This window comes from Pseudovibrio sp. SCP20 (assembly GCF_057774105.1).
This window is the reverse complement of the sequence record NZ_JBYMDH010000001.1, coordinates 877967-900606: the sequence shown is the minus strand read 5'-3', so window position 1 is coordinate 900606 and position 22640 is coordinate 877967. Positions and strand designations below refer to the sequence as shown.

Annotated in this window: 17 protein-coding genes; 10 read left to right on the top strand and 7 right to left on the bottom strand. The window is 52.6% G+C overall.

Translation table 11 applies throughout. The features are described from left to right. Positions 1–18: 18 nt before the first annotated feature. Positions 19–1422 carry a YfcC family protein gene (locus AC3CB2_RS04130; protein ID WP_352930682.1) on the bottom strand — a complete coding sequence of 468 codons (1404 nt, stop codon included), beginning with the start codon at positions 1420–1422 and terminating at the stop codon, positions 19–21. A gap of 139 nt (positions 1423–1561) precedes the next feature. Here AC3CB2_RS04130 and AC3CB2_RS04125 point away from each other — a divergent pair, with 139 nt between their 5' ends. The 3 genes from AC3CB2_RS04125 (at position 1562) to AC3CB2_RS04115 (ending at position 5131) form a co-directional block, all read left to right on the top strand. After that, entirely contained in the window at positions 1562–2005 is a 444-nt protein-coding gene (locus tag AC3CB2_RS04125; protein WP_352930684.1) for a DUF1801 domain-containing protein, read from the top strand. 210 nt (positions 2006–2215) lie between these two features. Continuing rightward, positions 2216–3106 (top strand): DMT family transporter, encoded by an 891-nt coding sequence (locus tag AC3CB2_RS04120; protein ID WP_008551944.1) that lies wholly within the window; start codon positions 2216–2218, stop codon positions 3104–3106. A gap of 132 nt (positions 3107–3238) precedes the next feature. Then, complete coding sequence (locus AC3CB2_RS04115; protein WP_352930686.1) at positions 3239–5131, top strand: ABC-F family ATP-binding cassette domain-containing protein; 1893 nt, start codon at positions 3239–3241, stop codon at positions 5129–5131. A 79-nt stretch (positions 5132–5210) separates the two neighbouring features. Here AC3CB2_RS04115 and AC3CB2_RS04110 read toward each other — a convergent pair whose 3' ends face one another. The 4 genes from AC3CB2_RS04110 to AC3CB2_RS04095 form a co-directional block, all read right to left on the bottom strand. Continuing rightward, the gene (locus AC3CB2_RS04110) at positions 5211–5663 is read right to left on the bottom strand and encodes a hypothetical protein (RefSeq protein ID WP_352930688.1); all 453 of its coding nucleotides are present in this window, start codon (positions 5661–5663) and stop codon (positions 5211–5213) included. 300 nt (positions 5664–5963) lie between these two features. After that, positions 5964–6656: a class I SAM-dependent methyltransferase gene (locus AC3CB2_RS04105; protein WP_352930690.1), complete on the bottom strand. Its 693-nt coding sequence runs from the start codon at positions 6654–6656 to the stop codon at positions 5964–5966. Continuing rightward, positions 6653–7102, bottom strand: a complete 450-nt coding sequence (locus AC3CB2_RS04100) for a DNA polymerase III subunit chi (protein WP_041768469.1) — start codon at positions 7100–7102, stop codon at positions 6653–6655. Before AC3CB2_RS04100 ends, AC3CB2_RS04105 begins: the two co-directional genes overlap by 4 nt. Before the next feature lie 719 nt (positions 7103–7821). Next, positions 7822–9312 carry a leucyl aminopeptidase gene (locus AC3CB2_RS04095; RefSeq protein WP_352930692.1) on the bottom strand — a complete coding sequence of 497 codons (1491 nt, stop codon included), beginning with the start codon at positions 9310–9312 and terminating at the stop codon, positions 7822–7824. Positions 9313–9596: 284 nt separating this feature from the next. On the opposite strand from AC3CB2_RS04095, the gene lptF reads away from it, so the two are divergent. From lptF to AC3CB2_RS04060, 7 genes are all read left to right on the top strand, one after another. Further along, positions 9597–10790 (top strand): LPS export ABC transporter permease LptF, encoded by a 1194-nt coding sequence (lptF, locus tag AC3CB2_RS04090; RefSeq protein WP_352930694.1) that lies wholly within the window; start codon positions 9597–9599, stop codon positions 10788–10790. Next, positions 10790–11881, top strand: a complete 1092-nt coding sequence (gene lptG, locus AC3CB2_RS04085) for an LPS export ABC transporter permease LptG (RefSeq protein WP_054782607.1) — start codon at positions 10790–10792, stop codon at positions 11879–11881. The genes lptF and lptG overlap by 1 nt, the downstream gene beginning before the upstream one ends. Further along, complete coding sequence (locus AC3CB2_RS04080) at positions 11881–14283, top strand: LPS-assembly protein LptD (RefSeq protein WP_352930696.1); 2403 nt, start codon at positions 11881–11883, stop codon at positions 14281–14283. Before lptG ends, AC3CB2_RS04080 begins: the two co-directional genes overlap by 1 nt. Positions 14284–14491: 208 nt before the next feature. Continuing rightward, positions 14492–15433, top strand: a complete 942-nt coding sequence (locus tag AC3CB2_RS04075; protein WP_352930698.1) for a SurA N-terminal domain-containing protein — start codon at positions 14492–14494, stop codon at positions 15431–15433. Between the two features lie 34 nt (positions 15434–15467). Then, positions 15468–16484, top strand: coding sequence for a 4-hydroxythreonine-4-phosphate dehydrogenase PdxA (gene pdxA / locus AC3CB2_RS04070; RefSeq protein WP_014285329.1), 1017 nt, complete (start codon positions 15468–15470; stop codon positions 16482–16484). Beyond that, on the top strand, positions 16484–17323 hold the full coding sequence (gene rsmA / locus AC3CB2_RS04065) for a 16S rRNA (adenine(1518)-N(6)/adenine(1519)-N(6))-dimethyltransferase RsmA (RefSeq protein WP_352930700.1): 840 nt from the start codon (positions 16484–16486) through the stop codon (positions 17321–17323). The genes pdxA and rsmA overlap by 1 nt, the downstream gene beginning before the upstream one ends. 563 nt (positions 17324–17886) lie before the next feature. Further along, positions 17887–20274 carry a S8 family peptidase gene (locus tag AC3CB2_RS04060; protein ID WP_352930702.1) on the top strand — a complete coding sequence of 796 codons (2388 nt, stop codon included), beginning with the start codon at positions 17887–17889 and terminating at the stop codon, positions 20272–20274. 74 nt (positions 20275–20348) lie between these two features. Here AC3CB2_RS04060 and AC3CB2_RS04055 read toward each other — a convergent pair whose 3' ends face one another. Both AC3CB2_RS04055 and gmk read right to left on the bottom strand, forming a co-directional pair. Next, positions 20349–21728 carry a multicopper oxidase family protein gene (locus tag AC3CB2_RS04055; RefSeq protein WP_352930704.1) on the bottom strand — a complete coding sequence of 460 codons (1380 nt, stop codon included), beginning with the start codon at positions 21726–21728 and terminating at the stop codon, positions 20349–20351. A 206-nt stretch (positions 21729–21934) separates the two neighbouring features. Beyond that, the gene (gene gmk, locus AC3CB2_RS04050; protein WP_008551826.1) at positions 21935–22627 is read right to left on the bottom strand and encodes a guanylate kinase; all 693 of its coding nucleotides are present in this window, start codon (positions 22625–22627) and stop codon (positions 21935–21937) included. Positions 22628–22640: the final 13 nt, after the last annotated feature.

Genomic DNA, 22640 nt, shown 5'->3' with positions numbered 1-22640 from the left:
TGCTTTTTTATTGGGCCTTCAATAGACGCTCAAAGAAAGCGCCAGCGTGATCAGCACGAAAAGCATCAGCACCAATGGCATGCAGAAGTGCAGCCATGTGTGATACGGCACGCGCCCGATGGCCAGACCGCCCATGACGACGGCAAAGGTTGGGTTGAACAGGTTGAGCAATCCGCTAGCTGACTGGAAGGCTGTGACCACGAACTCCGCCCCCACATCGGAAAAACCCGCCAGAGGGGCCATGATTGGCATGGAGAGAACGGCCAGTCCGGATGAGGATGGCACGAAGAACGAGAGCATCAGCTCCAGCCAGAACACCACATTGATGAAGGCGACTTTGCCCAGTCCGCTCAAGAGCTGTTCAGACCAGTGGAGCACCGTATCAGTGATAGAGCCTGCATTCATGACCACCACAATGCCTCGGGCGACACCGATTATCAGAGCAACGCCCAGCAAGTCCTTAGCGCCATCGAGAAAGTTGTCGATGTAAGCGTGCTCCCCCATGCGGGTGATGAGGGCGATCAGAATGGAAGAGCCGAGGAACAGGGTCGACATTTCCGCCATCCACCAGCCCAGCGCAGATACGCCGTAAATCAGCATGCCGAAGGACGCGGCGAAGATAACCAGCACTCTGGCATGGGAGTGGGTGAATTCCGGCAGTTCATCCATGGTTACGCCGTGCAGGAAGTGCTTTTCGTTGTCTTTCTGAATATCCGCAATCAGAGACTTGGAGTGATCGGCCTTCACTTTGGCGGCGTAGCGCATGACCCAGAACACGCAGAAGATCCAACCGATGCCGAGGATTGCCAGTCGTAGACCTATGCCTTTGGTGAACGGAATGCCCGCAGCATCCGATGCGATTGCGGTGGCGAACGGGTTGATGGTGGAGCCCAGCGTGCCCATCCCTGCCCCCAGCATGATCACTGCCACGCCAGTGAGAGAGTCATAGCCCGCGCGGATCATCATGGAGATGACAAGGGCATAGAAGGCCAGTGTCTCCTCCGCCATGCCATCCACTGTGCCGCCCAGCGCAAACAGCCCCATTAGTATGGGGATCATCAGTCGCTCTCGTCCCTTCAGGGCCATCAGCACGTGGGCAATCCCGGCATCGATGGCGCCTGTGCGTTTGACCACCATGAGGTATCCGCCAATGACCAGCACAAAGACAGAGACATTGATGGCATTGGCCTGTCCGGTTTTGGGATTATAGAGCCCGGCGATGGGGGCCATCAGCACATCTATGGGGCCTTGCGGGTTTCGCTCCACCTGATGATAGCTGCCCGGGACCGGCACTTCCTTACCCAACTCTGCGTTCAAGGTGCGATCGTATTTGCCCGCCGGGATGAACCAGGTTGCTATTGCAACCAGAATGGTTAGCGTGAACAGGATTGTAAACGCGGTGGGGAATCTGGATTTCGACATGAGAAGCGCCCGGGTGATGGTGGTGACCGTCCTTTGCGATGCTTCTGATTAAACCTGCGATTTCTCCTGTTTGGCATTCCCTTATTCAAGGGGAGAACAAACCGCTTTACTGATCTGCGTCTTATTGAGTTACGGGGAAGTGAGCTTGGAGCGTTCAAAAGATGTTTCTGTGAAAGGTGATGACACTCCTCTTCCTGAGGATGTTGCCACTGTCTTTGAAAGCTATCCAGCGGACAAGCGCACCCGTCTTCTGGAATTGCGATCTCTCATCCTTGATTGTGCCCAGCGTCTCCTTGGCTCTGCTTCTGTGACTGAGAGCCTGAAATGGGGTGAGCCGTCCTATCGCCCGTTGCCCAAGCACGGCGGGACCACGGTGCGGCTGCATTGGAAGCCCAAGTTTGGTGATCAGGTAGGGCTTTTCGTTCACTGTCAGACAACGGTGATTTCAGACATGCGTGCCCTTTATGGCGACGTCCTCTCCTTCGACGGCAACCGCTGCCTCTGGATACCAGCTAAAGGAGCCTATCCACGTGATGCGGTTGAGCATTTTGTGTCTGAGGCGTTCAGGTATGGGAAGAGGTAGATCCGCACTCTTCGCCGCGCGCCCTTGCCAAGAAAGAGTTTGAGACGCATAGTTGCTGCCTTAGATTTTCTCAGTTGCTTCCTGCTCCCACAGAGAAGCTTTTCATTTCAGCAAGTGTTCCAGTAGCCCTGACGGATGCGTTTCCGGCTCGCCAAAGTCACTTTTAATGCAGGCGTGCAGCGACTTCTGCTGTCCGCTGATTGGTGTGATATGACGAACGATCAAATTGGCATTTCCATGCGCATTGGCGCGACACTCTTCTTCACCCTCATGGTTTTGTGCGTGAAGCTGACATCTGGGACGATCCCTCTGGGACAGATGGTTTTCTTCCGCAGTGCGATCGCTCTGATCCCGCTGGTGCTGTTTTTGCGCCTGACGGATGACTTCCCCGGCGGGCTCAGCACCAAGCGGCCCTTTGGGCATATCAGACGCTGTTTGCTTGGGGCGGCGGCCATGTTCAGTTCGTTCGCGACCATTCGCTATTTGCCCATCGCGGAAGCGACGATTATTGGGTATGTGACACCGATTTTCACCATGATACTGGCGCGCATCATTTTGGGGGAACAGGTCACCAGTGCCCGCTGGATTGGTGTTGCGCTTGGTTTTTCCGGTATCCTCACACTGATCCTGCCGCAGCTGACGGGTATTCAGGGGAATGAAGATTATCTGATTGGCGTTTCTCTCGGCTTCCTCACCGCCATGCTAACCTCGGTGGCTATGATACAGGTGCGTAGCCTGACCAAGACTGAGAATGCCGGAGCCATTGCGTTTTACTTCGCCCTGACCTGCGCTGTGTTTGGAGGTGCGACACTGCCTCTGGGCTGGGCAACGCCAAGTCTGGAAGAATACGCCTTGCTGATCGGAGCCGGGTTTGCTGGTGGTGTGGCCCACATTCTGATGACACTTGGCTACAAATACTCTGAGGCCTCCAAGCTGGCTCCGTTCGAATACCTCTCCCTTGTATTCGCGGTGCTGGCCGATCTGCTCATCTTCAACATCATCCCCGGCAGCAACTTTTACGTGGCCGCTGCCTTTATCATCGCATCCGTCAGCTTTGTGGCGATGAAAGACCGGCCTAAAGGGAAAGCGGTGCGGACGTAAGGGCGTTTCAGAGCTCAGTTTGCCCTGCAAATCTTAGGGAGCGTTGCGCACGTGCCGATTGCGTGCACAATTTTGCGCGCAGCGGTGTTTCTCCCCTTGCACATCAAGAGGTTTGCGGGCAAACAGCTTGGCATGCTTCAGGTTTCTAATCTTACATACCGCATTGCCGGGCGTCTTTTGATCGACAATGCCTCCGTAACTATTCCAAGTGGTGCGAAAACCGGTCTCGTTGGTCGCAACGGGGTTGGCAAGTCGACGCTGTTTAAACTGCTGTGCGGTGAGCTGGCGGTTGAGAGTGGCAGTGTGCATATGCCGCAAAAGGCGCGGGTTGGTCAGGTGGCACAGGAAGCGCCCGGCACGCAGGACACGCTTCTGGATGTGGTATTGGCGGCGGATACAGAACGCACCGCTTTGCTGGAAGAGGCTGAAACCGCTGAAGATGCGCACCGCATTGCTGAGATCCATACCCGCCTTGCGGATATTGAGAGCCACAGCGCTGAAGCGCGGGCCTCTGCCATCCTGAGCGGTCTGGGGTTCTCGCCTGAGCAACAGCATGAGCCTTGCGCCAACTTTTCCGGCGGCTGGCGGATGCGTGTGGCTCTGGCCGCCCTGCTCTTTTCCAAGCCGGACCTGATGCTGCTGGATGAGCCGACCAACTATCTGGACCTTGAAGGCACCATGTGGCTGGAGAACTTCATTGCGCGCTATCCCTATCAGGTTGTTCTGATCAGCCACGACCGCGACCTGCTCAACAACGCGGTGGACAGCATCGTGCACATGGACGGGGGCAAGCTGACCTTCTATCGCGGTGGCTATGACAGCTTTGACCGTCAGCGCCGTGAGACCATTTTGCTACAAAAGAAAGCGGCCGAAAAGCAAGAGAAGCAGCGCAAGCACATTCAGAGCTTCGTGGACCGGTTCCGCGCCAAAGCAACCAAGGCAAAGCAGGCGCAATCCCGCATCAAGATGCTGGAGAAAATGCAACCGATTTCCGTGCTGGATGAAGCATCCGGTCTGGAGCTGCATATTCCGCAGCCTGAGGCCAAGCTTTCTCCACCGATCATCAAGCTGGAGAGTGCTTCTGTTGGCTATGATGATAAGGCTATCCTGCGTAACCTGAACCTGAACATTGATCATGATGACCGTATCGCTCTGCTTGGGGCGAACGGCAATGGTAAGTCCACCTTCGCCAAACTGATTGCGGGGCGTTTGGGGCTGATGTCTGGTGACATGACCTGCGCGAACAAGCTGAGTACGGCGTTCTTTGCGCAGCATCAGCTGGATGATCTGATGCCGGAGAGCAATCCGATTGAGCATGTGCGACCCCTGATGCCGGAGGCGCAAGAATCCAAGCTGCGTGCCCGTGTGGACCGGTTTGGCCTGCCGACCGACCGTATGCTGACGCCCGCCAAGGATCTTTCCGGCGGTGAGAAGGCGCGTCTGCTGCTGGGTCTGGCCACGTTCCACGGGCCGAACCTTGTTATTCTCGATGAGCCGACCAACCACCTTGACATCGACAGCCGCGAAGCTCTCGTGCACGCGATCAACGATTATGATGGCGCGGTTATTCTCATCAGCCACGACAGGCATCTGGTGGAAGCGTGTGCGGACCGTCTGTGGCTTGTGGCCGATGGCGGTGTGAAACCGTTTGATGGCGACATGGCCGAGTATCGCCGCCTGATCCTGAAAGGCGAGCTGAACGCCAAGCCTCAGGGCGAAGCGGATGTTGAGCCGCAGAGCGAGCGCGGCAATGCGCAGGCTCGCCGGAAGGAAGCTGCTGAACGCCGCGCCAAGCTGGCTCCGCTGAAGAAGAACATTGAGGCTGCGGAGAAGGAAATCTCCAAGTACCAGAAGTACATCAAAAAACTGGATGCTCTGCTGGCTGATCCGCGGATCTATACGGAAGCACCGGATAAGGCCAAAGAACACGCCATCCGCCGCGCGGCTTATGTGAAGGTGCTAGAAGAAACCGAAGAGAACTGGCTGGAAATGTCAGCCGAACTGGAAGAGCTGTCTGGAGACTAAGCTGGCTCGACCTTTGAGATTATTGGAACCCGGTGCTGATGATGGTGCCGGGTTTTGTTTTGGGCGGGTAGCTGACGCCTCAGTTTTCACAATCTGGCAAGCCCATATCGGATGTTCCCCCATACGATGGACCAATTCGAACTCCAAAAATCATCACGAATGCCAAAAACAATGCGGTGAAAACGACCAGAAACGTTGCGAGGTGAGCAATACCCGGTTGATCTGCGCATGTATTCTGCTTGCAATACACTGTGACCACAACAGGCGCTCGCCCTTCTTTTTGCAAGTCCTGTAGTTTTGCATATCTGCGACCACTGAAGATGTGAAGTGTTTGCTGGTTCATCAAAACGGCTGTTGCTTCGCCCGCAATCTCAAGTGTCAAATCATTAAGCTCGACTGTGCGCTCTTGTGCTGCTCGTTGATGGGCAATGGAATATGAGATGGCTGGCCACCAAACTTGCATTGGTACAAAGGTATGCAGAAAGACTGGCAGGAAAGCCAGCAAGCTAAGCTTCATCAATGGTTGCTTCAATGAGGACTCTCCGAAAAGTATAATATTACAATATGTTACCGCGCATTTCTCGTAGATAGATTCACGCGCTTCATAAATTGATTCAATTATGCCACCTGCAAAACACTAGGCAGTAGCAATGCTTTTTGGAAGAGCTGCTAATCTCTCACTTCTGGTGTGGTTAATTTTTGGATTTCAAACTGGAAGTCCTGAAGTCCGAGTGGGGCGCTGCGGATGTACCTGCAAAAAAGCGCCTCTCTCCACCTAAGGATTGAGACGCTCTGTTTTACGGATTGCCATCTGCTTAAGACCTTGCAGCACTCAAGCTTCGCGCGTTAGTTCCAGCCAGATGTGGGGGATTTTGCGGCCGTCGTCTTTGTGTTGGATGAAGGTTCTTCTGGCGGTCTCTTTGAAGCCGTCGCCGTAGTATGCGGCGATCTCTTCGTCTGTCAGCGGCCACGGTGGGCCAGAGCGTTCGCCATTGCCGTCGTAATAGCGACCCAGAATGATGAGCGTGCCACCCGGAGCAACGAGGCTTTTGAGCGGCTCAACCACGTTGCCGCGCATTTCAATACCAATGGCTTGCAGGGTGAAGCACTCGTAGACCAGATCAAACTTGCCAACCCAATCTGCAGGTGGATTAAACAGGTCAGCACAGCGAAACTCGATCTCACCAGATGGGAAACGCTTCTTTGCCCATTCGATGGCTGTTGGAGCGACATCAAATGCAGATGCGTTCCAGCCAGCTTCATGGAGCGCGTTGGCGTTGTCGCCCAGCCCGCAGCCCACATCCAGAGCAGTGCGCCCTTCCCCTTTGTTGGTCTCCAGCCATTCCACCAGTGGTGCTTTTGGCTTCAGCTCAGCCCATGGGATCTCGTTGGTGTCGCCCTGAGCCGTGGTGTAGACCTGTTCAAACCAGTTTTTACGGTTTTCCCAGCCGCCACCATTTGCGCCTTCCAGAGTGTCCAAACGGGCGCGGAGCTGCTTGCGGTGGTCAAGTACGTCCGCGCTCATGCTTTTCGATCCCACCCGCCGTTGTCGGTCTGCGCCCAGTAGGTGAGTTCGTGGTCACTGTTCTTGACTTCCATCCAGCGTTGGCGGGCTTCCTGCAGCGCTTCCTGATCGTTGCCGTCGAACATGTACACGACGCGCTGGTACTGGGCTGGATCCGGCAGAGGCGCGCGGTCTACCAGAAAGCGCACGATTGCCTCGTTCGGGTTGTCGCTTTCTGTTGTCAGGTAGATGGGCTGGAACTCCGGGTGCCCTTCCTTTTTGGTGCCGTGTGGCAGGAAGCCATCGTCAGAATAAGTCCAGAGATAAGAATCAATGGCGTCGCACCGTTCTTCCGTTCCGAACTGAACTGTGACGACCCAATCTCTTTCCAGGCACTTTTCAAGAAGAGTGGGCAAAGCCCGTTCCAGCGGAAATTTAGAAAGCTGGTAGAACAGCACTTCACTCATATTCTGGTTTCCCGTTTATCCGGCAGGCTCACTTTCCTGCAGCCCGATGCACCTTGCGACGCATGCTTCCTCAGGCTGCGCATGGAATATGTAAACCCCAAATCGCAGTGTTTCTCACTTGACCACATTTTAATCTAAAAATTGTCGTGAATGATCCCAATTAGATCGGGATATTCATAGGAATCGTTGATAAACCCCGCCCAGACGCTTTAAAGGGCTGGACTTCACCGCATTCCTGGGGAATTTCGGTGTGGTGTTAAGCTTAGTGAAACCGACACCAAATTATGGAGGGTGAAATGCTCTCATCTCTGTGGTGTTGTGGGTCCGCAGGCATTGTATATTTAGGAAACGTCCAAATGGCAGCGCGTATTGTATTGTTCTTTGCTCTTGTATCCGGTCTTGTTGGTGTAACTGCTGCAGTGGGTGCAATGCTTCCAGCAACCACCAGTTCCTGTGCTCATTACCAGACCTGCTGATTGACTGAGTAGCCAGCTACCTCTTTCAAAAACAACAATTTTCTTAGAAAATAGCGTTTAACGCGTTAATCTCTTTTCATCAGTTTGGAGCCCTGCTTCTGTTTGAAGCGGGGCTTTTTTTGTACCGCGTCAGAGCTTCGTATCCTGCCTGAGCCAAGACAACGAAAAAGGCCAGCCACACTTGGTGTGACCGGCCCTTTTTTGATTAGATCAATGCAGGCATTCTCATGCCTTTAACAAGGCTTAGCCTTCGTAATGGTCTTTGATCATGCGGTTCAGAGCGCGCACGCCGAAACCAGACGCCCAGCCCTGAGAGATCGCGTTTTTCTTGGAGCCCATCGCGGTGCCAGCGATGTCGATGTGCGCCCATCTGGTCTCGTTGGTGTGACGCTGCAGGTAAACAGCCGCGGTGCTCGCACCGCCCCAGCGTGCACCACCTGTGTTGCGCATGTCTGCATTCGGGGTGTCGATCATTTTGTCGTACTCGTCACCCAATGGCAGGCGCCACATTTTCTCAGCGGTGGTTTCACCGGCTTCACAGATCTGCGCTGCCAGTTCATCATCAGCGGAGAAAACACCTGCGCGGTGACCGCCAAGAGCAACCATGCACGCGCCAGTCAGGGTCGCAAGGTCGATCATGAACTTCGGAGCAAAACGGTCCTGTGTGTACCAAAGCGCATCCCCAAGAACCAAACGGCCTTCTGCGTCGGTGTTCAGGATTTCAACGGTCTGGCCAGACATTGTTTTCACAATGTCACCAGGGCGGATTGCATTGCCGTCTGGCATGTTTTCAACCAGACCCAGCACACAGATTGCGTTGACTGGTGCCTTACGGCCTGCCAGCGCCTTCATGAGACCGATCACAGCAGCCGCGCCGCCCATATCGCCCTTCATGTCTTCCATACCAGCACCTGGCTTCAGGGAGATACCACCGGTATCGAACACAACGCCTTTACCAACGAATGCAACTGGTGCTTCGCCTTCTTTACCGCCATTCCATTTCATGACAGCCAGACGGGATGGACGCACAGACCCCTGACCAACGGCCAGCAGAGCGTTCATGCCCAGTTCCTGCATTTTCGCTTCGTCTAGGATCTCCACGTCAACACCAAGATCGGAAAGCTGCTGTGCTTTTGCAGCGAACTCAACAGGACCGAGGGTGTTTGCAGGCTCATCAACGAGAGTACGTGCCAGCAAGGTGCCTTCTGCAACAGCTGCCGCTTCTGCCCAGAGTGGCTCAACAGCTGCTGCGTCCTGCACTTTCAATGTGATTTCGCAGGCTTTGTCGCCGTCTGCTTCTTTTTTAACAGTGCGGTAGGTGTCGAACTTGTAACCACGCAGGTAAGCGCCCTGCGCAAAATCTGCTGCCTGCTGCGCTGTCGCCGCTGCAGGGAATGTAATCTCAGCAGCTTCGGCCTTGAGTGCAAGCAGTTTGCCAGCAACTTCACCACCCAGATTGATCCAGTCCTGTTCTTTCAGCTCTTCTGCTTTGCCAAGACCAGCAACGATCAGACGATCCGCATTCATGCCTTCCGGAGCGAGCAGATGCATGATGCCAGATTTCTTACCGGTGAAATCTGCGGTTTTTGCAGCGCGCTCAACAGTGTTTCCAGCGGCGCCCATCACACCCTCAGCTTCTGCTGCAAAGCTGAGTTCTTCACCTGCAAAGACGACCTGAACGGCTGCGGTTGCATCAGAATACTGCGCGATCTTGATGGATGTGAATTGCGTCATTATGTAGTTTCTTTCCTCGGAATGACCTATGGCAGGCAATTTCTAGCAGATTATGCTAGCGACCACAGGCGGACGCGTGGTCCAGCTACTCGTAAAATTCATGGCAGAACATGGCGCGATAATGGTCCCGTTTCAAGGCTATGTGAAGAAACTTGCGAGTTTATTCATTAAAAGATCCAGTGAACCGACTTTCTGCCGCATTCCGTGCTATTGAGTGGTCTTGAATCAATTTGTGGCTTGGCCTCTCCCATAACGAACAAGAAAAGGTTCTGGTGCACGGCACAATGAAAACTATCGAACGCTACATCATCAGACGCAGCTTTACCGCCTTCATCGTAACATTGGCGGCCATGACCGGCGTTGTCTGGTCCACTCAAGCGCTGCGCCAGCTGGATCTGGTAACGTCGAAAGGTCAGACCCTGCTTCAGTTCGGTTACATCACCGCTCTGGCCCTGCCTTTCCTCATCCTGATCGTTGCCCCTTTCGCAATGATGCTGGCGTTTATAATCGTGCTGAACAGCATGTCCCGTGACAGTGAGCTTATTGTCATCAACGCATCCGGCGCTTCCAAATGGCTGGTTCTGCGCCCTATTATGACGTTCTCCCTCTGCGTCACAGCGCTGATGTACTTCCTGTCGATCTATCTGTCCCCGACAGGATTGGCAGAACTGCGTAGCGAGCTGACGCGTGTGCGCGTTGACCTTGTGGCCAACATCATCAAACCGGGGCGATTCATTCCCATTGAAGAGAACCTGACCTTCCATATTCGCAACAGAAGTGGTGATGGTGTTCTTGAGGGACTCTTGCTGGACGACGCAAGAGATCCGGAAACCTCCTTTACTTATACAGCTGAAACCGGGCGCATTATTGAAGCGGCAGACAAAACGCTGCTTGTGATGCTTGATGGCACAATCCAGCGCCGCCCTAAAGGTGGGCAGGATATGTCCATCGTGAGCTTTGAGAGTTATGGCTTCGATCTGTCCTCGATGATTCCCGAGGCGCGCGAGCCAACATTCAAGGCAAGTGAGCGTCCAACCTTCGAATTGTTGAGCGCAAAACCCGATGATTCTTACGCTGCAAAGCATTGGGACAAGCTAATTGTGGAATTCCACGACCGTTTAAGTGTCCCACTTTACCCCATTGCCTTTGGTCTAATCATCTATGCCTTCCTTGGCTCTCCCAAGACCACAAGGCAAGATCAAGGCCTTGCAATAACTACAACAATCGCTGTTGCGACACTGCTGAGAACAGCAGGTTTCGGTGCAACGCTAATCGTGAGTGCGGCTCCAGATATGTTCCCGTTGCTCTATGCAATCCCAATAATCGCAATTGCGCTTGCTGCGTGGTCCATTAGCCTGAACAGAAGACCTTGGTTTGTTCAGCGTCTGGTCGATTGGATATACACCCTCCTGAATGGAGTTGGGCGTGTGTTCTCCAAACTGGTAGGCCGTAAAAACCAAGGGACAGCAGGACTGTAATGACCGGAAGAACGCTTAGTCTTTACATATCCAAACGGTTCCTGAAGTCGATTCTGGCCCTGTTCCTGTTTGCAGCTGTGCTGATCCTGCTCTTTGACGTGCTGGAACTGGTGCGTCGCGGCGGTGATCGAGAGGGCTTTTCGCTGCTGCGCATTGCAGCGATTTCCGCACTGCGCGTGCCGTTGCTGCTTGAACAGGTGATCCCATTTGCGGTGCTGTTTGGCTCAATCTGGGCTTTTGTGACCTTGAGCAGAAGCCTTGAGCTGGTTGTTGCGCGCGCTGCAGGCATTTCCGTTTGGCAGTTTACAGCCCCTGCTCTTCTGACCGGCCTATTCATCGGTATTGCTGCGGTCATTGGGTACAACCCCGGTGCCGTTTATCTGCAACAGAAATCTGATGAGGTGGCTGAAGGTCTGTTCAGCGTGGAGCAAACCTATCTGCTGGAAGGTTCTGGCGAGGTTTGGCTGAGGCAGAACGGCACTGACGGTGAATCGGTTCTGCATGCCCGGCATATTGGTGGGCAAGGTGCGACTTTGAACGGCGTGACGATCTTCTCCTTTGACCGTCAGGGCGAGTTTTCAGAGAGAATCGAAGCACGCCGCGCAGTGCTTGCAGAAGGCATGTGGCGCTTAACTGACGCTGTCGTCTATGCTCTGGACACTGATCCACAACATTATGATAACTATAGTGTCAGCACATTTTTGACCCCTACAGAGGTCAAAGAGAGCATAGGTTCGCCGGAATCTATTAGCTTTTGGAGTCTTCCCCGCTTTATTGAGTTATCCCAAAGGGCTGGACTACCTGCGTATAGGTATTCTTTACAATATCAGACTCTTCTAGCCAAACCCCTGTTACTTGTGGCAATGATTGTCATTGCTGCTGCTGTTTCGCTGCGTGTATCGCGTTTTGGGGGGATTGGCCGCTTGATCATTTGGGGCATCATTGCCGGTTTCGTGCTTTATGCCGTTTCCGAAATCTCCAAGGATCTGGGCGGAGCCGGAATCGTTCCCACAGCGGTTGCGGCATGGGCACCTGGCGTATTTGGGGTTCTTATGGGTTTTACTATTCTGTTGAATCAGGAGGACGGTTGATGGGTTCGACCTTGATCCTGACACAGAAAATCAAGCGAGTTGGAGCTGGCTGCGTATCGCCAGACTATCTTCGCACTGTCTCTGCACTTGCTCTGCTGTGCGGCGCTGGCCTTATGGTTCTCAGCGCGCCTGCTGTTGCGCAGATTGACCTTTCACAGACTGCCAAGCAGTCGATCGACACTTCTCAACCAATGTTGCTTGAAGCCAAAGAGCTTCGCTACGATTTTGACAATGACGTCATCATCGCATCTGGCAGTGTTGAGATCTATTTCGATAACTACACATTGCTCGCAGATCGTGTGACTTACAATCGTAAGGACGGTAAGCTATCGGCGCACGGCAATGTGCAGATGACTGAACCGAGCGGGAATCTCATTCTCGCCGACAATCTGACATTGAGCGATGACTTCTCTGAAGGCTTTGTGAACGCGCTTCAGATCGATACACCTCAATTTACGCATTTTGAGGCCGAGAGCGCTGAACGCTCAGGCGATAATGTCACCACCTTAAGAAACGGGACCTACTCCGTTTATAAGAAGGCTCCAAAGCCTCCTTTATGGCGGATCAAGTCCACGACGATCATTCACAACCAGCAGAAACAGCGCATCTATTTCGAAGGCGCGTCGATTGAGTTGTTTGGGAATACGATTGCAAAGATCCCTTACTTCTCGATTGCCGATCCGTCTGTTGGGCGTAAATCTGGTTTCTTGTTGCCGCGTTTTGTGACGAAAAGTCGACTAGGCTTTGGTGCAGCTATTCCATATTACTGGTCGCTTTCGCCTACATACGATCTAACTGTTACAGTAACCCCACTCACGCAACAGGGTGTTTTGGGTCAACTGGATTGGCGTCAGCAGCTAGAAACTGGCTCCTATGATGTTTCAATCGGCGGGATTTCACAGGCAGATCCAAATGCATTCAGCGGCTCCAGCGGTGATGTCCGTGGCCGTTTTATTGTAAATACAAACGGTAGTTTTGATCTCAGCAAGCGTTGGAGTGCAGGTTGGGATATCACCTACGCAACGGACAGGGCCTTCCGCGAAGACTATGGATTCGCTAAGTTCGGGAGCGCGCAAGAAGTTTCACAGCTATATTTGAAAGGTGAAACTAAGCGCAATCTTTTCGACGCAAATGCATATGCTTTCCAGATTTCTCAGGAAGATAATCCAAGCCCTACTCAGCCGACAAACCCGAGCGCACCGTTCACTGCGGTAAATGCCGACCTTCAGGAGAAGCAACCATTTGTTCATCCAGTTATCGATAACTCGATCTATTTCGAGAAATCCATACTTGGTGGGCAGCTGAACTATGATGGTAACCTGACCAGTCTAACTCGTGAGACTACGGATGCCTTCTCAGTTAATGGTCAAAACCGATTCCGTGGTGTTGAAGGCACGTTTACGCGCGTGAGTGCGAATCTGACTTGGCAACGCACGCTGATTGATCCAATTGGGCAAGTGTTCACACCATTTGCATATGCGAAGACTAATCTATACTTCCTCGCGAATGCCGATGACAATGTGACTGCTTTGTCGGACGAGTCAGTTGTCTTCCGTGGCATGCCAGCAGTGGGGCTGGAGTATCGATACCCATTCCTTGCGACGTTTAACGGTGGCAATCAGGTTATTGAGCCGATTGCACAGCTGATCGTTCGTCCGAACGAAGCTGCGATTGGTGAGCTCCCGAATGAAGATGCGCAATCCATCGTGTTTGATGCATCTACTCTGTTCGAATGGGACAAGTTCTCCGGCTTTGACCGCAACGAAGGTGGCACTCGCGCTAACCTCGGCCTGCAATACAAGCTTCAGTTTGATAAAGGCTCGTTCATCAGCGGTCTGTTCGGTCGCTCCTTCCAGCTAGCAGGGCGTAATTCTTACGCTGTACCTGGTATTCTTGACGCGACAGGCGATTCAGGTCTACAGACAACTGGTTCTGACTATGTCACCAGCCTTTATTTCGATACCAATACAGGGTTCCGCTTAGGTGGTAACGCTCGCTTTAATGAACATGATTTTGGCGTGGAACGCGCTGAAGTGAGTGCAAGTGGTCGTTATGGTCCAGCCTCCACGGTTCTGTCTTATGCCTATCTGGCAGAACGTCCTGATGCTGGTATTGACCAACAGCGTTCAGAGCTTGTTGGGGCGTTGAACCTGAACCTTGAGGAAAACTGGCGTGTCTTTGGATCGCTTCGTTATGACGTGATCAATGAGAACATCGTTCAGGATACGGTTGGTCTTGGCTATGACGACGAAGGCTTCTCTGCTTCGATCTCCTATGGCGAAGACAGAAGCCGGAACAATGGTGAGCCGGTTGAGCGGATCTTCTTCTTCCGATTCGGCCTGAGAACCATTGGCGATACCAGCCTCTCAACCTCCACCTCTGACTCATCCCCGAATGATTGAGTAGGTATTTGAGCTTAAACCTCTGGCTGTACACAAGAAATAGCCAGAGGAATGACAGAATGTCGCCTTCATTTGTTATTATTAGTTTGAATAAATTTTTCCGGGCTGCACCCTTCTAATTTGAGTCAAGCTGTGCCAAATATGCATCAGTGCTATCTAGGGAGCGTCTAGAGAGGGCAAGTGCCTTTGGGACGGAGAGCTTAACAAAATGAAACTTACTCGCTTCTGTGCTTCGCTTTTTGTGGCTGCCAGCATACTGGCTCCGGTTGGTCCAATGCTGACTTCTGCGGAAGCTGCAAGTAAAATTGTTGCTGTTGTTAATGGCCGCCCGATTACGAGCTATGAACTTCAACAACGCTCCAAGCTGATTTCCCTGACGACTCGAGCTCCTTCCAGCATCGCAAAACGAAAAGCTAAAGACGAACTGATTGATGAAGCTTTGAAGCTTGAAGAAGCGAAACGCGTTGGCGTTTCTATTTCCGACAGCAAAGTTGATGACGCCTTTGCGACCATTGCTCAGCGCGTGAAGCTGTCCCCTTCTCAGTTCAAGCAGGCTCTTTCTCAAAGTGGCGTGAACCCGCGTACTTTGAAAAACCGTTTGCGTGCAGAAATCTCATGGTCTGAAGTAGTGATGCAGCGTTTCCGCGCAACCGTCCGGATCAATGAATCTGACGTTATTGCTGCTCTTCAGGGCAAAGAAAGCAAAGATGACAGCGGTGACACCAGTGTCGAGTATGACCTTCAGCGCATCATTTTTGTTGTTCCTAAGAACTCCAGCAAGTCCTTTAAAAACAAACGCGTTGCTGAGATGAAGAAACTCAGAGCCCGTTTTACCTCCTGTGAGGAAGGCACCCGTATTGCATCTGGTTTGAATGAAGTTGTTGTTCGTCCAATCGGCAAGCGTCTTGAGACAGACCTGCCTGCTGCATTCGTGCAAAAGCTGAATAAAATCTCTATTGGCCGCGTCACAGCGCCTACCCCAGTAGACTCCGGATTTGAGATGATTGCTCTTTGTGGTAAAGAGACAATCGACAGTGATGCGACTGCGCGAAGCACAATTGAGGGCGAGTTGCGGAATAAAAAAGGGCAACAGCTTTCTCGCCGTTACCTTCGTGACCTGCGCTCCAATGCTGTAATCGAGCAGCGCTGATCGCCTGATCAGCAGCAGGAGATGTTTTTAAATCATGCGCAGAGTGAAATTGGCGCTCGCCCTGACAATGGGCGAGCCTGCAGGTATTGGCCCTGATATTACGCTAAAAACCTGGAAAATGCGCTTTGAACGAGATGTTCAGCCATTTTACGTTTTATGCGATCCTGAGCTTTTGAAAGCCCGCGCGAAGCATCTCGGTTTCAAAATTCCGATCAAAGTTGTTGAGCCCGAAGCTGCTTGTGACTGCTTTGATGAAGCTCTTCCAGTGGTTCCTCTCTCTGGCCCGGTTCAGGTTACTCCTGGAGCCCCTTCTGGCACAAACGCTGCGCTTGTGATCGAGTCCATTGAAACTGCGGTCCGTCATGTGAAAGAAGGACGGGCATCTGCAGTTGTCACAAACCCGATTTCCAAGAAGATCCTCTATGATGGTGGCTTTCACCATCCTGGTCACACAGAGTTTCTTGGTGATCTGGCGAAGACCTATTGGGACAAGGATGTTGAGCCGATCATGTTGCTCGCCGGTCCTGAGTTAATGGCCGTGCCGCTGACCATTCATGTTCCCTTCGTTGAAGTCCCCAAACTGGTGACAAAGGAACTGATCGTGGATCGATGCCGGGCCATCAACAAAGACATGGTTGAGCGGTTTGGCATTACCTCACCACGCATTGCGATTGCCGGTCTCAACCCTCATGCAGGTGAAGGTGGATCCATGGGAACGGAAGAGATTGAGACGATTTCTCCGGCTATAGCCCAACTGCGCAGCGAAGGTATTGATGCACGCGGTCCGTTACCTGCTGACACCATGTTCCATAGTGAAGCGCTGGATACCTATGACGTGGCGGTGGCCATGTATCATGATCAGGCACTTATCCCTGTTAAAACTCTGGCTTTTGATGAAGCTGTGAATGTGACGCTTGGCCTCCCCTATGTGCGCACATCACCAGATCACGGCACTGCATTCTCCATTGCAGGCACCGACAAGGCCTCTCCAAACAGTTTGATGGCTTCTTTGCGTCTTGCAGCAGCCCTCGCACAACCTGAGCTCGTTTAATGGCACAAATTGATGATCTGCCACCTCTGCGCGAGGTGATTGCAGAGCATGGGCTCGATGCCCGCAAATCTCTTGGTCAGAACTTCCTTCTCGACCTTAACCTGACCTCGCGCATTGCCCGCAGTGCCGGAGACCTGAGTGACTGTACAGTCGTAGAAGTTGGGCCTGGTCCGGGCGGACTCACCCGCGCACTTTTGGCGGCAGGTGCGAAGAAGGTTGTTGCGATTGAGAAGGACACGCGCTGTCTGCCTGCCCTTGCTCAGATTTCAGAGCACTATAACGGCAAACTGGAAGTAATTGAGGGTGATGCGCTCAAGTACAATCCAGCAGAGCTTGCGGATGGCCCTATCAAGATTATTGCGAACCTTCCTTACAACGTTGGCACCCAACTGCTTCTGGGATGGCTGACAACGGAGGAATGGCCGCCATTCTGGAGCTCTTTGACGCTGATGTTCCAGAAGGAGGTCGGACAGCGTATTGTAGCTCAGACAGGTGACAAAGCTTACGGACGCCTTGGTGTTCTTGCCAACTGGCGGTGTCATACGGACATTCTGTTTGATCTGAACCCGAAGGCCTTTACGCCTCCGCCGAAAGTGACTTCAGCAGTTGTGCAGCTGCACCCACGTGAAAAGCCTCTGGATTGCCCGCTGAAAGCGTTGGAGCGCGTGACTGCTCACGCTTTTGGCCAACGCCGCAAGATGCTCAGAGCCAGCTTAAAAGGCCTTAAACCGGATGCAGAGACTCGCATTGAAGCAGCAGGCCTGAAACCAACGGCCCGTGCCGAGGAAATCGACGTGGCCGGTTTCGTTGCCTTGGCACATGCGTTTGATAAAGATTAGAGTGTTCGCGCGCTCATAGAGACAAAAGAAAAGCCCTGAGACTGTGTTCGGTCTCAGGGCTTTTTTGTTAGGTCTGCAGCGATGGTTTATTCCACGCGCATGAAGGCGGTCATGCCGCTTTCCTGGTGTTCGATAATGAAGATGACGCGTATGCAATCTGAGTCCCACATTTTATTGGGATCAGACGCACGGTTTTGAGTGCCTGTACTCATTGCACCTTCGATTCGAAGGTTGCAGCTTACAAGAGCATCAAAAGCACATTTACCAATGCATGTGGAGAGGATATCACGTGCAACGAGGCAACACTCAACTCTTAAACACCTCAAAAAAACAATCGCACGGCATGTAAGTTGCAAAAGTAGCGCAAAAGTAAATTTGCGCATCAAGCAAATGAGTTCGTACTGATCACTGCATTGTACAGACGGATCTAAACGCAAACAAAATAAACATTATTTCAAACTACACATCAAACACCTTCAACCCAACTCACTAATTGACAGTTTTGGAACGCTTCCTAACCCTGTGAGATGAGAGCAACTGAAGCTAATCAAGTTGAGGTTCTGATGAAGGTTTCCGTATACTGGGCTGGCATTTGGATCGTATTATTTGGCTTGTCTGGGTGCAATGGCGGAGGCGGAGGCTCTGGGCAGACCAGCAGTTCAAGTGCTCCAGTCATCCAAACACAATCATGCAACGGCAGTTCAGGAAACTCTGACGCCTTTTCCTCATCTTGTACAACTTCATTCGATACGACGACAGCTAACCTCATTTCCAAGACAAATGAGTTTACGGTTCAAAAAATCACAATCAGCTCTGCTTTGAGTGGTCTTGGTTACACGATAAAAAGTAACGCATTTGCAGATATCAACCTGCAATATGCTCGCTCAGTTGGATTGACTGGCAAGGGAGAGACCATTGCTGTTCTTGATACGGGCTTTCTTCTTTCACATAAGGATCTGAAGAACAAGAACGTCACCCTTTACGGAAAGAACACAGCGCAAGACCATGGAACCTTCGTGGCAACCATTGCAGCGGGTGATGAGGATGGATCGGGCGTAATGGGGGTCGCAGCTGGAGCAGACCTTCACCTAAGTACATTGGAAGGTGGAAGCCCTTCAAGCTCCGGCGTGCAACACCTTGCAGCAGCGACTAACGATGCCTTCAACAAAGGAGCAATTGTTCAAAACAATTCCTGGGGTTACGAGTTTGCAAATGGGGCGTCGATTACGCTTTCATACTATTATTCGATAGCAAACCAAAATCCTGGCGTTGCACCAGAAACTCTTCTTGCAAACAACTCCGGCCAAAGCCCTCAAGCATGGAAGAATTATCGAGCAGCTCTTAGCCAATTCACCAGCCAAGGCATTGTTGTTTTCGCTCAATCCAATGATGAAAATGACACAAGTTCATCTTTAACTGCCGCTTTACCTGAAATCTTTCCTGAGTTGAAAGGAGGATGGGCCGTTGCTGTCAATGGGCTGCCCGAGTACGACTCTAATGGAAATATCTCCAAAGTACATCGCGTATCCGCCGGCTGCCTTGAAACTGCAGAATACTGTCTGACAACGAACGGAACTACTCGCGGAGGCACTTCATCCTCAGACTCTTCTTATAGCGAAGCAACCGGGACCTCGTTTTCTGCACCGCAAGTGTCAGGCTCAATTGCTCTACTCGCTGAAGCCTTTCCGACTTTACCTGCCAAAGACCTATTGAACAGGTTGTTCGCATCTGCAGATAACAGCTTCTTAACAGCAACTGGAAGTGTCGACTTCGGAAATGGTGTAACCCACGCCTACAATGAGGAATTTGGTCATGGTTTTCTCGATCTCAGAGCAGCCTTAATGCCCATTGGTAATGTAGGTGCACCTCTTTCTGACAACGCTTATGACGGCGTCGTTCCTCTTTCAGAGGTAAGCATCACTGCTGGTACTGCCCACGGTGACGCCATAACAAAAGCGCTCCAGGGTAAAACGATGGCGATTTACGATTCCCTTGGCGCAAATTTTGCCGTTGATGCAGGTGCACTTGTTGGATCACGCTTGCAGAATGTTGACATCCGACTTGAGACATTCCGCTCCAACAACAAGACTAGCGCACAAAGCACGCCATCATACTCCTTCATGAGAAGTGGGCTGTCTTCAGATACGGGTGGTTTCCAGTTCGTCTCCGGTAGCACGTCAGAAATTGGTGAAGAACTAGGTTTCATTCAATCTGGCAACGGTTTGTTCTCAGGCGATTCTTCCATAATTGCGGCTGGTCCCGGCACTATGGCCTTTGCAACCGTGAGTAAGACAGATGGAAGTGGTGTCGGCGCTCTGACCTATGTCGAACGCACGAGCGATGGTATCGCCTCTGCGGGCTTTGGCCTCTCCATGGCAAAAACAGTCCTTCCGAATCTAACCGGAGTGTTTGGATTTGCCGTCAATGGGGAGACAGGAACAGCACTCGGGTTAACGGCTGAAAGTCAAAAGGATGAAGCCCTATCAGCAGCCAGTTCAGCTTTCTCATTTGCAGGTGAATGGACTTATCAACCCGGCCTGTCATTCTTTGCAAATGCTGAGTTGGGTATGACGCTCTCAGGAGATGCGGGATACATCGAGTCACTCGATCCCGCCTTACACAGCGCGTTCAGTGCAGGCATAAAGATTGGAGGGCTCTTCTCCGACAAAGATCTCCTCACCTTCTCACTTCGGCAACCGTTGCGCATAGAACAAGGAAACGGGACTATTCGCCTTCCTTACGGGCGCGCAGCAGACGGTACTATCTCATATGTTGAACACGAAATTGAACTTGTCCCTAGTGCACGACAGATCGATTTCGGCCTTCGTTACGATATCAACTTTATGGAAGATACGGTGCTGGGCTTAGGTGGCGCAGTTTCTGTCAATGACGGACATACTCGTGGTGAGCTTGGCGCTTCTGCACTCATGGCATTTAAGCATCGGTTTTAAAGTGCCCAACATCAAAAAAAGCCCTGAGACCTTATTCAGTCTCAGGGCTTTTTTGTTAGGTCTGCAGCGATGGCTTATTCCACGCGCATGAAGGCGGTCATGCCGCTTTCCTGGTGTTCGATGATGTGGCAGTGCATGAGCCAGTCGCCTTCGTAGTCGGGGCGTACGGCGACTTGGACGCGTTCGTCGGGGAGTACGAGTGCGGTGTCGGTCCACCAGGGAGCGAGTTCGCGTTTGTTGCTCTTGAGGAGCTGGAAGGTCATACCGTGGATGTGGATCGGGTGCGTGTGCGGGGTTCGGTTGATGAACTCGAACACGTAGGACTTATCCCGCTTCAGCACGTCCACCGGATCCAGTGGTCCACGTTCAGCACCTTGCCATGCTCTTTTGTTGACAGCCCAGAATGAGAAGCCAAGGCTGCCGCAGATTGGGTTGGCGGGGCGCTTCTCAGCTGTAGCTGAGAACTCCAGCGGGATGTATTCCGCGTTCTTCAGGTCTGGCTGAGGGATCGGGTTGGCAGGCAGTGGTTTGATCTCACGCAGATCGCGGTTCAGGGACTGGCCAATGGCGCGCAGAGACAGGACTGACCACGGCGAGGATGAGGAGTAGTTGGTGAGCTCAATCTGCTTGCCTTCCCCATCTGGAATACGCATTGCGATATCAGCGCGCTGGCCCGGTCCCAATGCAAGCTTGTTGACTGCGAACGGTTCTACAGGGTTGCCATCCATGGCGATGACTTTGGCATCGGTGCCTTGCGGGAAGGACAGCTTGTAGATGCGGGTCACATCGGTCACGCACAAGCGCAGGCGGACCAGAGAACCGGCTTTAACATCCATCACAGGGGCAGATTGCCAGTTGGAGGTGCGCAGAGTGCCGAAGGTCCCTGCCCGCGCTGATTTGCGTGGCTGGAACAGTTTTACGAACTGGCCGTCACTGCCAAGGCGGAAATCGCGCAGGTTCACCGGGATGTCGTGATCAAAACCCGGATCTTCATCTTCTTCCACGATCATCAGACCGGTCATGCCGTAAGAGAGCTGCTCCAGAGAGTTACAGTGCGGGTGATACCAGAATGTACCTGCATCATGCGGCGTGAAGCGATAATCGAAGTGATCGTCGGTATAGACGTAGTGTTGGGTCAGGAAGGCAACGCCGTCCATGTCGTTAGGCAGGCGCATGCCGTGCCAATGGATGGTGGTTGGCTCTTCCAGCTTGTTGATGAGACGGCTGTGGAACGGTTGACCCTGTTTAACGCGCAGGGTTGGTGGCATGGCATCGCCGAAGGTGAACATGCGCTTTGTGGCAGGTGCATCCTTCATCAACTGATGGTCGATGTTGCGGGCAATCATGTCATGGCGTTTGGGTACAGCCCAGAGACTGGACGCTCCCGCCAAGCCACCGGCCACGGCAGCACCGCCAAACAAGGCGCCTTTCAGCGCCTGACGTCGTGTAATCATCGCTCTTTGTCCTCAAGTTCAGCCCGTCTCTGTACTTGGCTGGTCAATGGCTATTCACGACGGCTGCTGTTTACAGGGCATCTGCTTCCTGCAAATGACGCCCTGCTTGTATCTGGCTCACAAATTGATTCAAGTAGCTAATAGTTTGAATCACGAAACTGCGTCAACACTCTGAATTTACAGGATTTTGCAGTTTCTTTGTCTATTTATTCCGCTGTGGCAGTCTTCAGATCGGCAATCATGCCTTCCATTTTGCCGGAAAGTTTTGGCAAGCGGATCCGCTTCAGGCGCTCAGTTGTGATGATTGCCTGAACAGTTTCAACGGCCTTGTCCAGATCATCATTGACAATGATGTAATCAAACTCCTGCCAGCCAGAGACCTCATCAATGGCGGTCTTCATGCGGCGCTTGATGGCAGCATCGTCGTCATCGCCACGGCCAGACAGGCGTGCGTGCATTTCAGCAATGGATGGCGGCAGCACGAAGATTGCGACCACGTCTTCACCAGCCTGATCCTGCAGCTGGCGAACGCCTGCTATATCGATATCGAACAGGATGTCCTTGCCTGCATTCAGGCTGGCGTCCACTGGCTCACGTGGGGTGCCGTAGTAATTGTCGTGCACCTTGGCCCACTCAAGCAGCTCATTGGCTTTGATCTTGCGCTCAAACTCGTCCGTTTCAAGGAAGTAGTAGTGAACGCCATGTTCTTCAGCCGCGCGGCGCTGACGGGTGGTTGCAGACACGGACAGGGCCAGTTTGTCATCGTCAGCCAGCAGACGGTTTGCGATGGTGCCCTTGCCTGCGCCAGATGGTGCTGCCAGCACCAGCATGAAGCCGCGGCGCACATCTTCGATGTCCTGAGCTGATACGGTTGTTCCGCTTGCGTTTTCTGAGGTCATTTCCAGATTGTCT

Bases quoted from the DNA above. Each gene is read 5' to 3' on its own strand.
- AC3CB2_RS04130 (WP_352930682.1), bottom strand. From the start codon at position 1,422: ATGTCGAAATCCAGATTCCCCACCGCGTTTACAATCCTGTTCACGCTA.
- AC3CB2_RS04120 (WP_008551944.1), top strand. From the start codon at position 2,216: ATGACGAACGATCAAATTGGCATTTCCATGCGCATTGGCGCGACACTC.
- AC3CB2_RS04115 (WP_352930686.1), top strand. From the start codon at position 3,239: ATGCTTCAGGTTTCTAATCTTACATACCGCATTGCCGGGCGTCTTTTG.
- AC3CB2_RS04105 (WP_352930690.1), bottom strand. From the start codon at position 6,656: ATGAGCGCGGACGTACTTGACCACCGCAAGCAGCTCCGCGCCCGTTTG.
- AC3CB2_RS04100 (WP_041768469.1), bottom strand. From the start codon at position 7,102: ATGAGTGAAGTGCTGTTCTACCAGCTTTCTAAATTTCCGCTGGAACGG.
- AC3CB2_RS04095 (WP_352930692.1), bottom strand. From the start codon at position 9,312: ATGACGCAATTCACATCCATCAAGATCGCGCAGTATTCTGATGCAACC.
- lptF (WP_352930694.1), top strand. From the start codon at position 9,597: ATGAAAACTATCGAACGCTACATCATCAGACGCAGCTTTACCGCCTTC.
- lptG (WP_054782607.1), top strand. From the start codon at position 10,790: ATGACCGGAAGAACGCTTAGTCTTTACATATCCAAACGGTTCCTGAAG.
- AC3CB2_RS04080 (WP_352930696.1), top strand. From the start codon at position 11,881: ATGGGTTCGACCTTGATCCTGACACAGAAAATCAAGCGAGTTGGAGCT.
- AC3CB2_RS04075 (WP_352930698.1), top strand. From the start codon at position 14,492: ATGAAACTTACTCGCTTCTGTGCTTCGCTTTTTGTGGCTGCCAGCATA.
- pdxA (WP_014285329.1), top strand. From the start codon at position 15,468: ATGCGCAGAGTGAAATTGGCGCTCGCCCTGACAATGGGCGAGCCTGCA.
- rsmA (WP_352930700.1), top strand. From the start codon at position 16,484: ATGGCACAAATTGATGATCTGCCACCTCTGCGCGAGGTGATTGCAGAG.
- AC3CB2_RS04060 (WP_352930702.1), top strand. From the start codon at position 17,887: ATGAAGGTTTCCGTATACTGGGCTGGCATTTGGATCGTATTATTTGGC.
- AC3CB2_RS04055 (WP_352930704.1), bottom strand. From the start codon at position 21,728: ATGATTACACGACGTCAGGCGCTGAAAGGCGCCTTGTTTGGCGGTGCT.
- gmk (WP_008551826.1), bottom strand. From the start codon at position 22,627: ATGACCTCAGAAAACGCAAGCGGAACAACCGTATCAGCTCAGGACATC.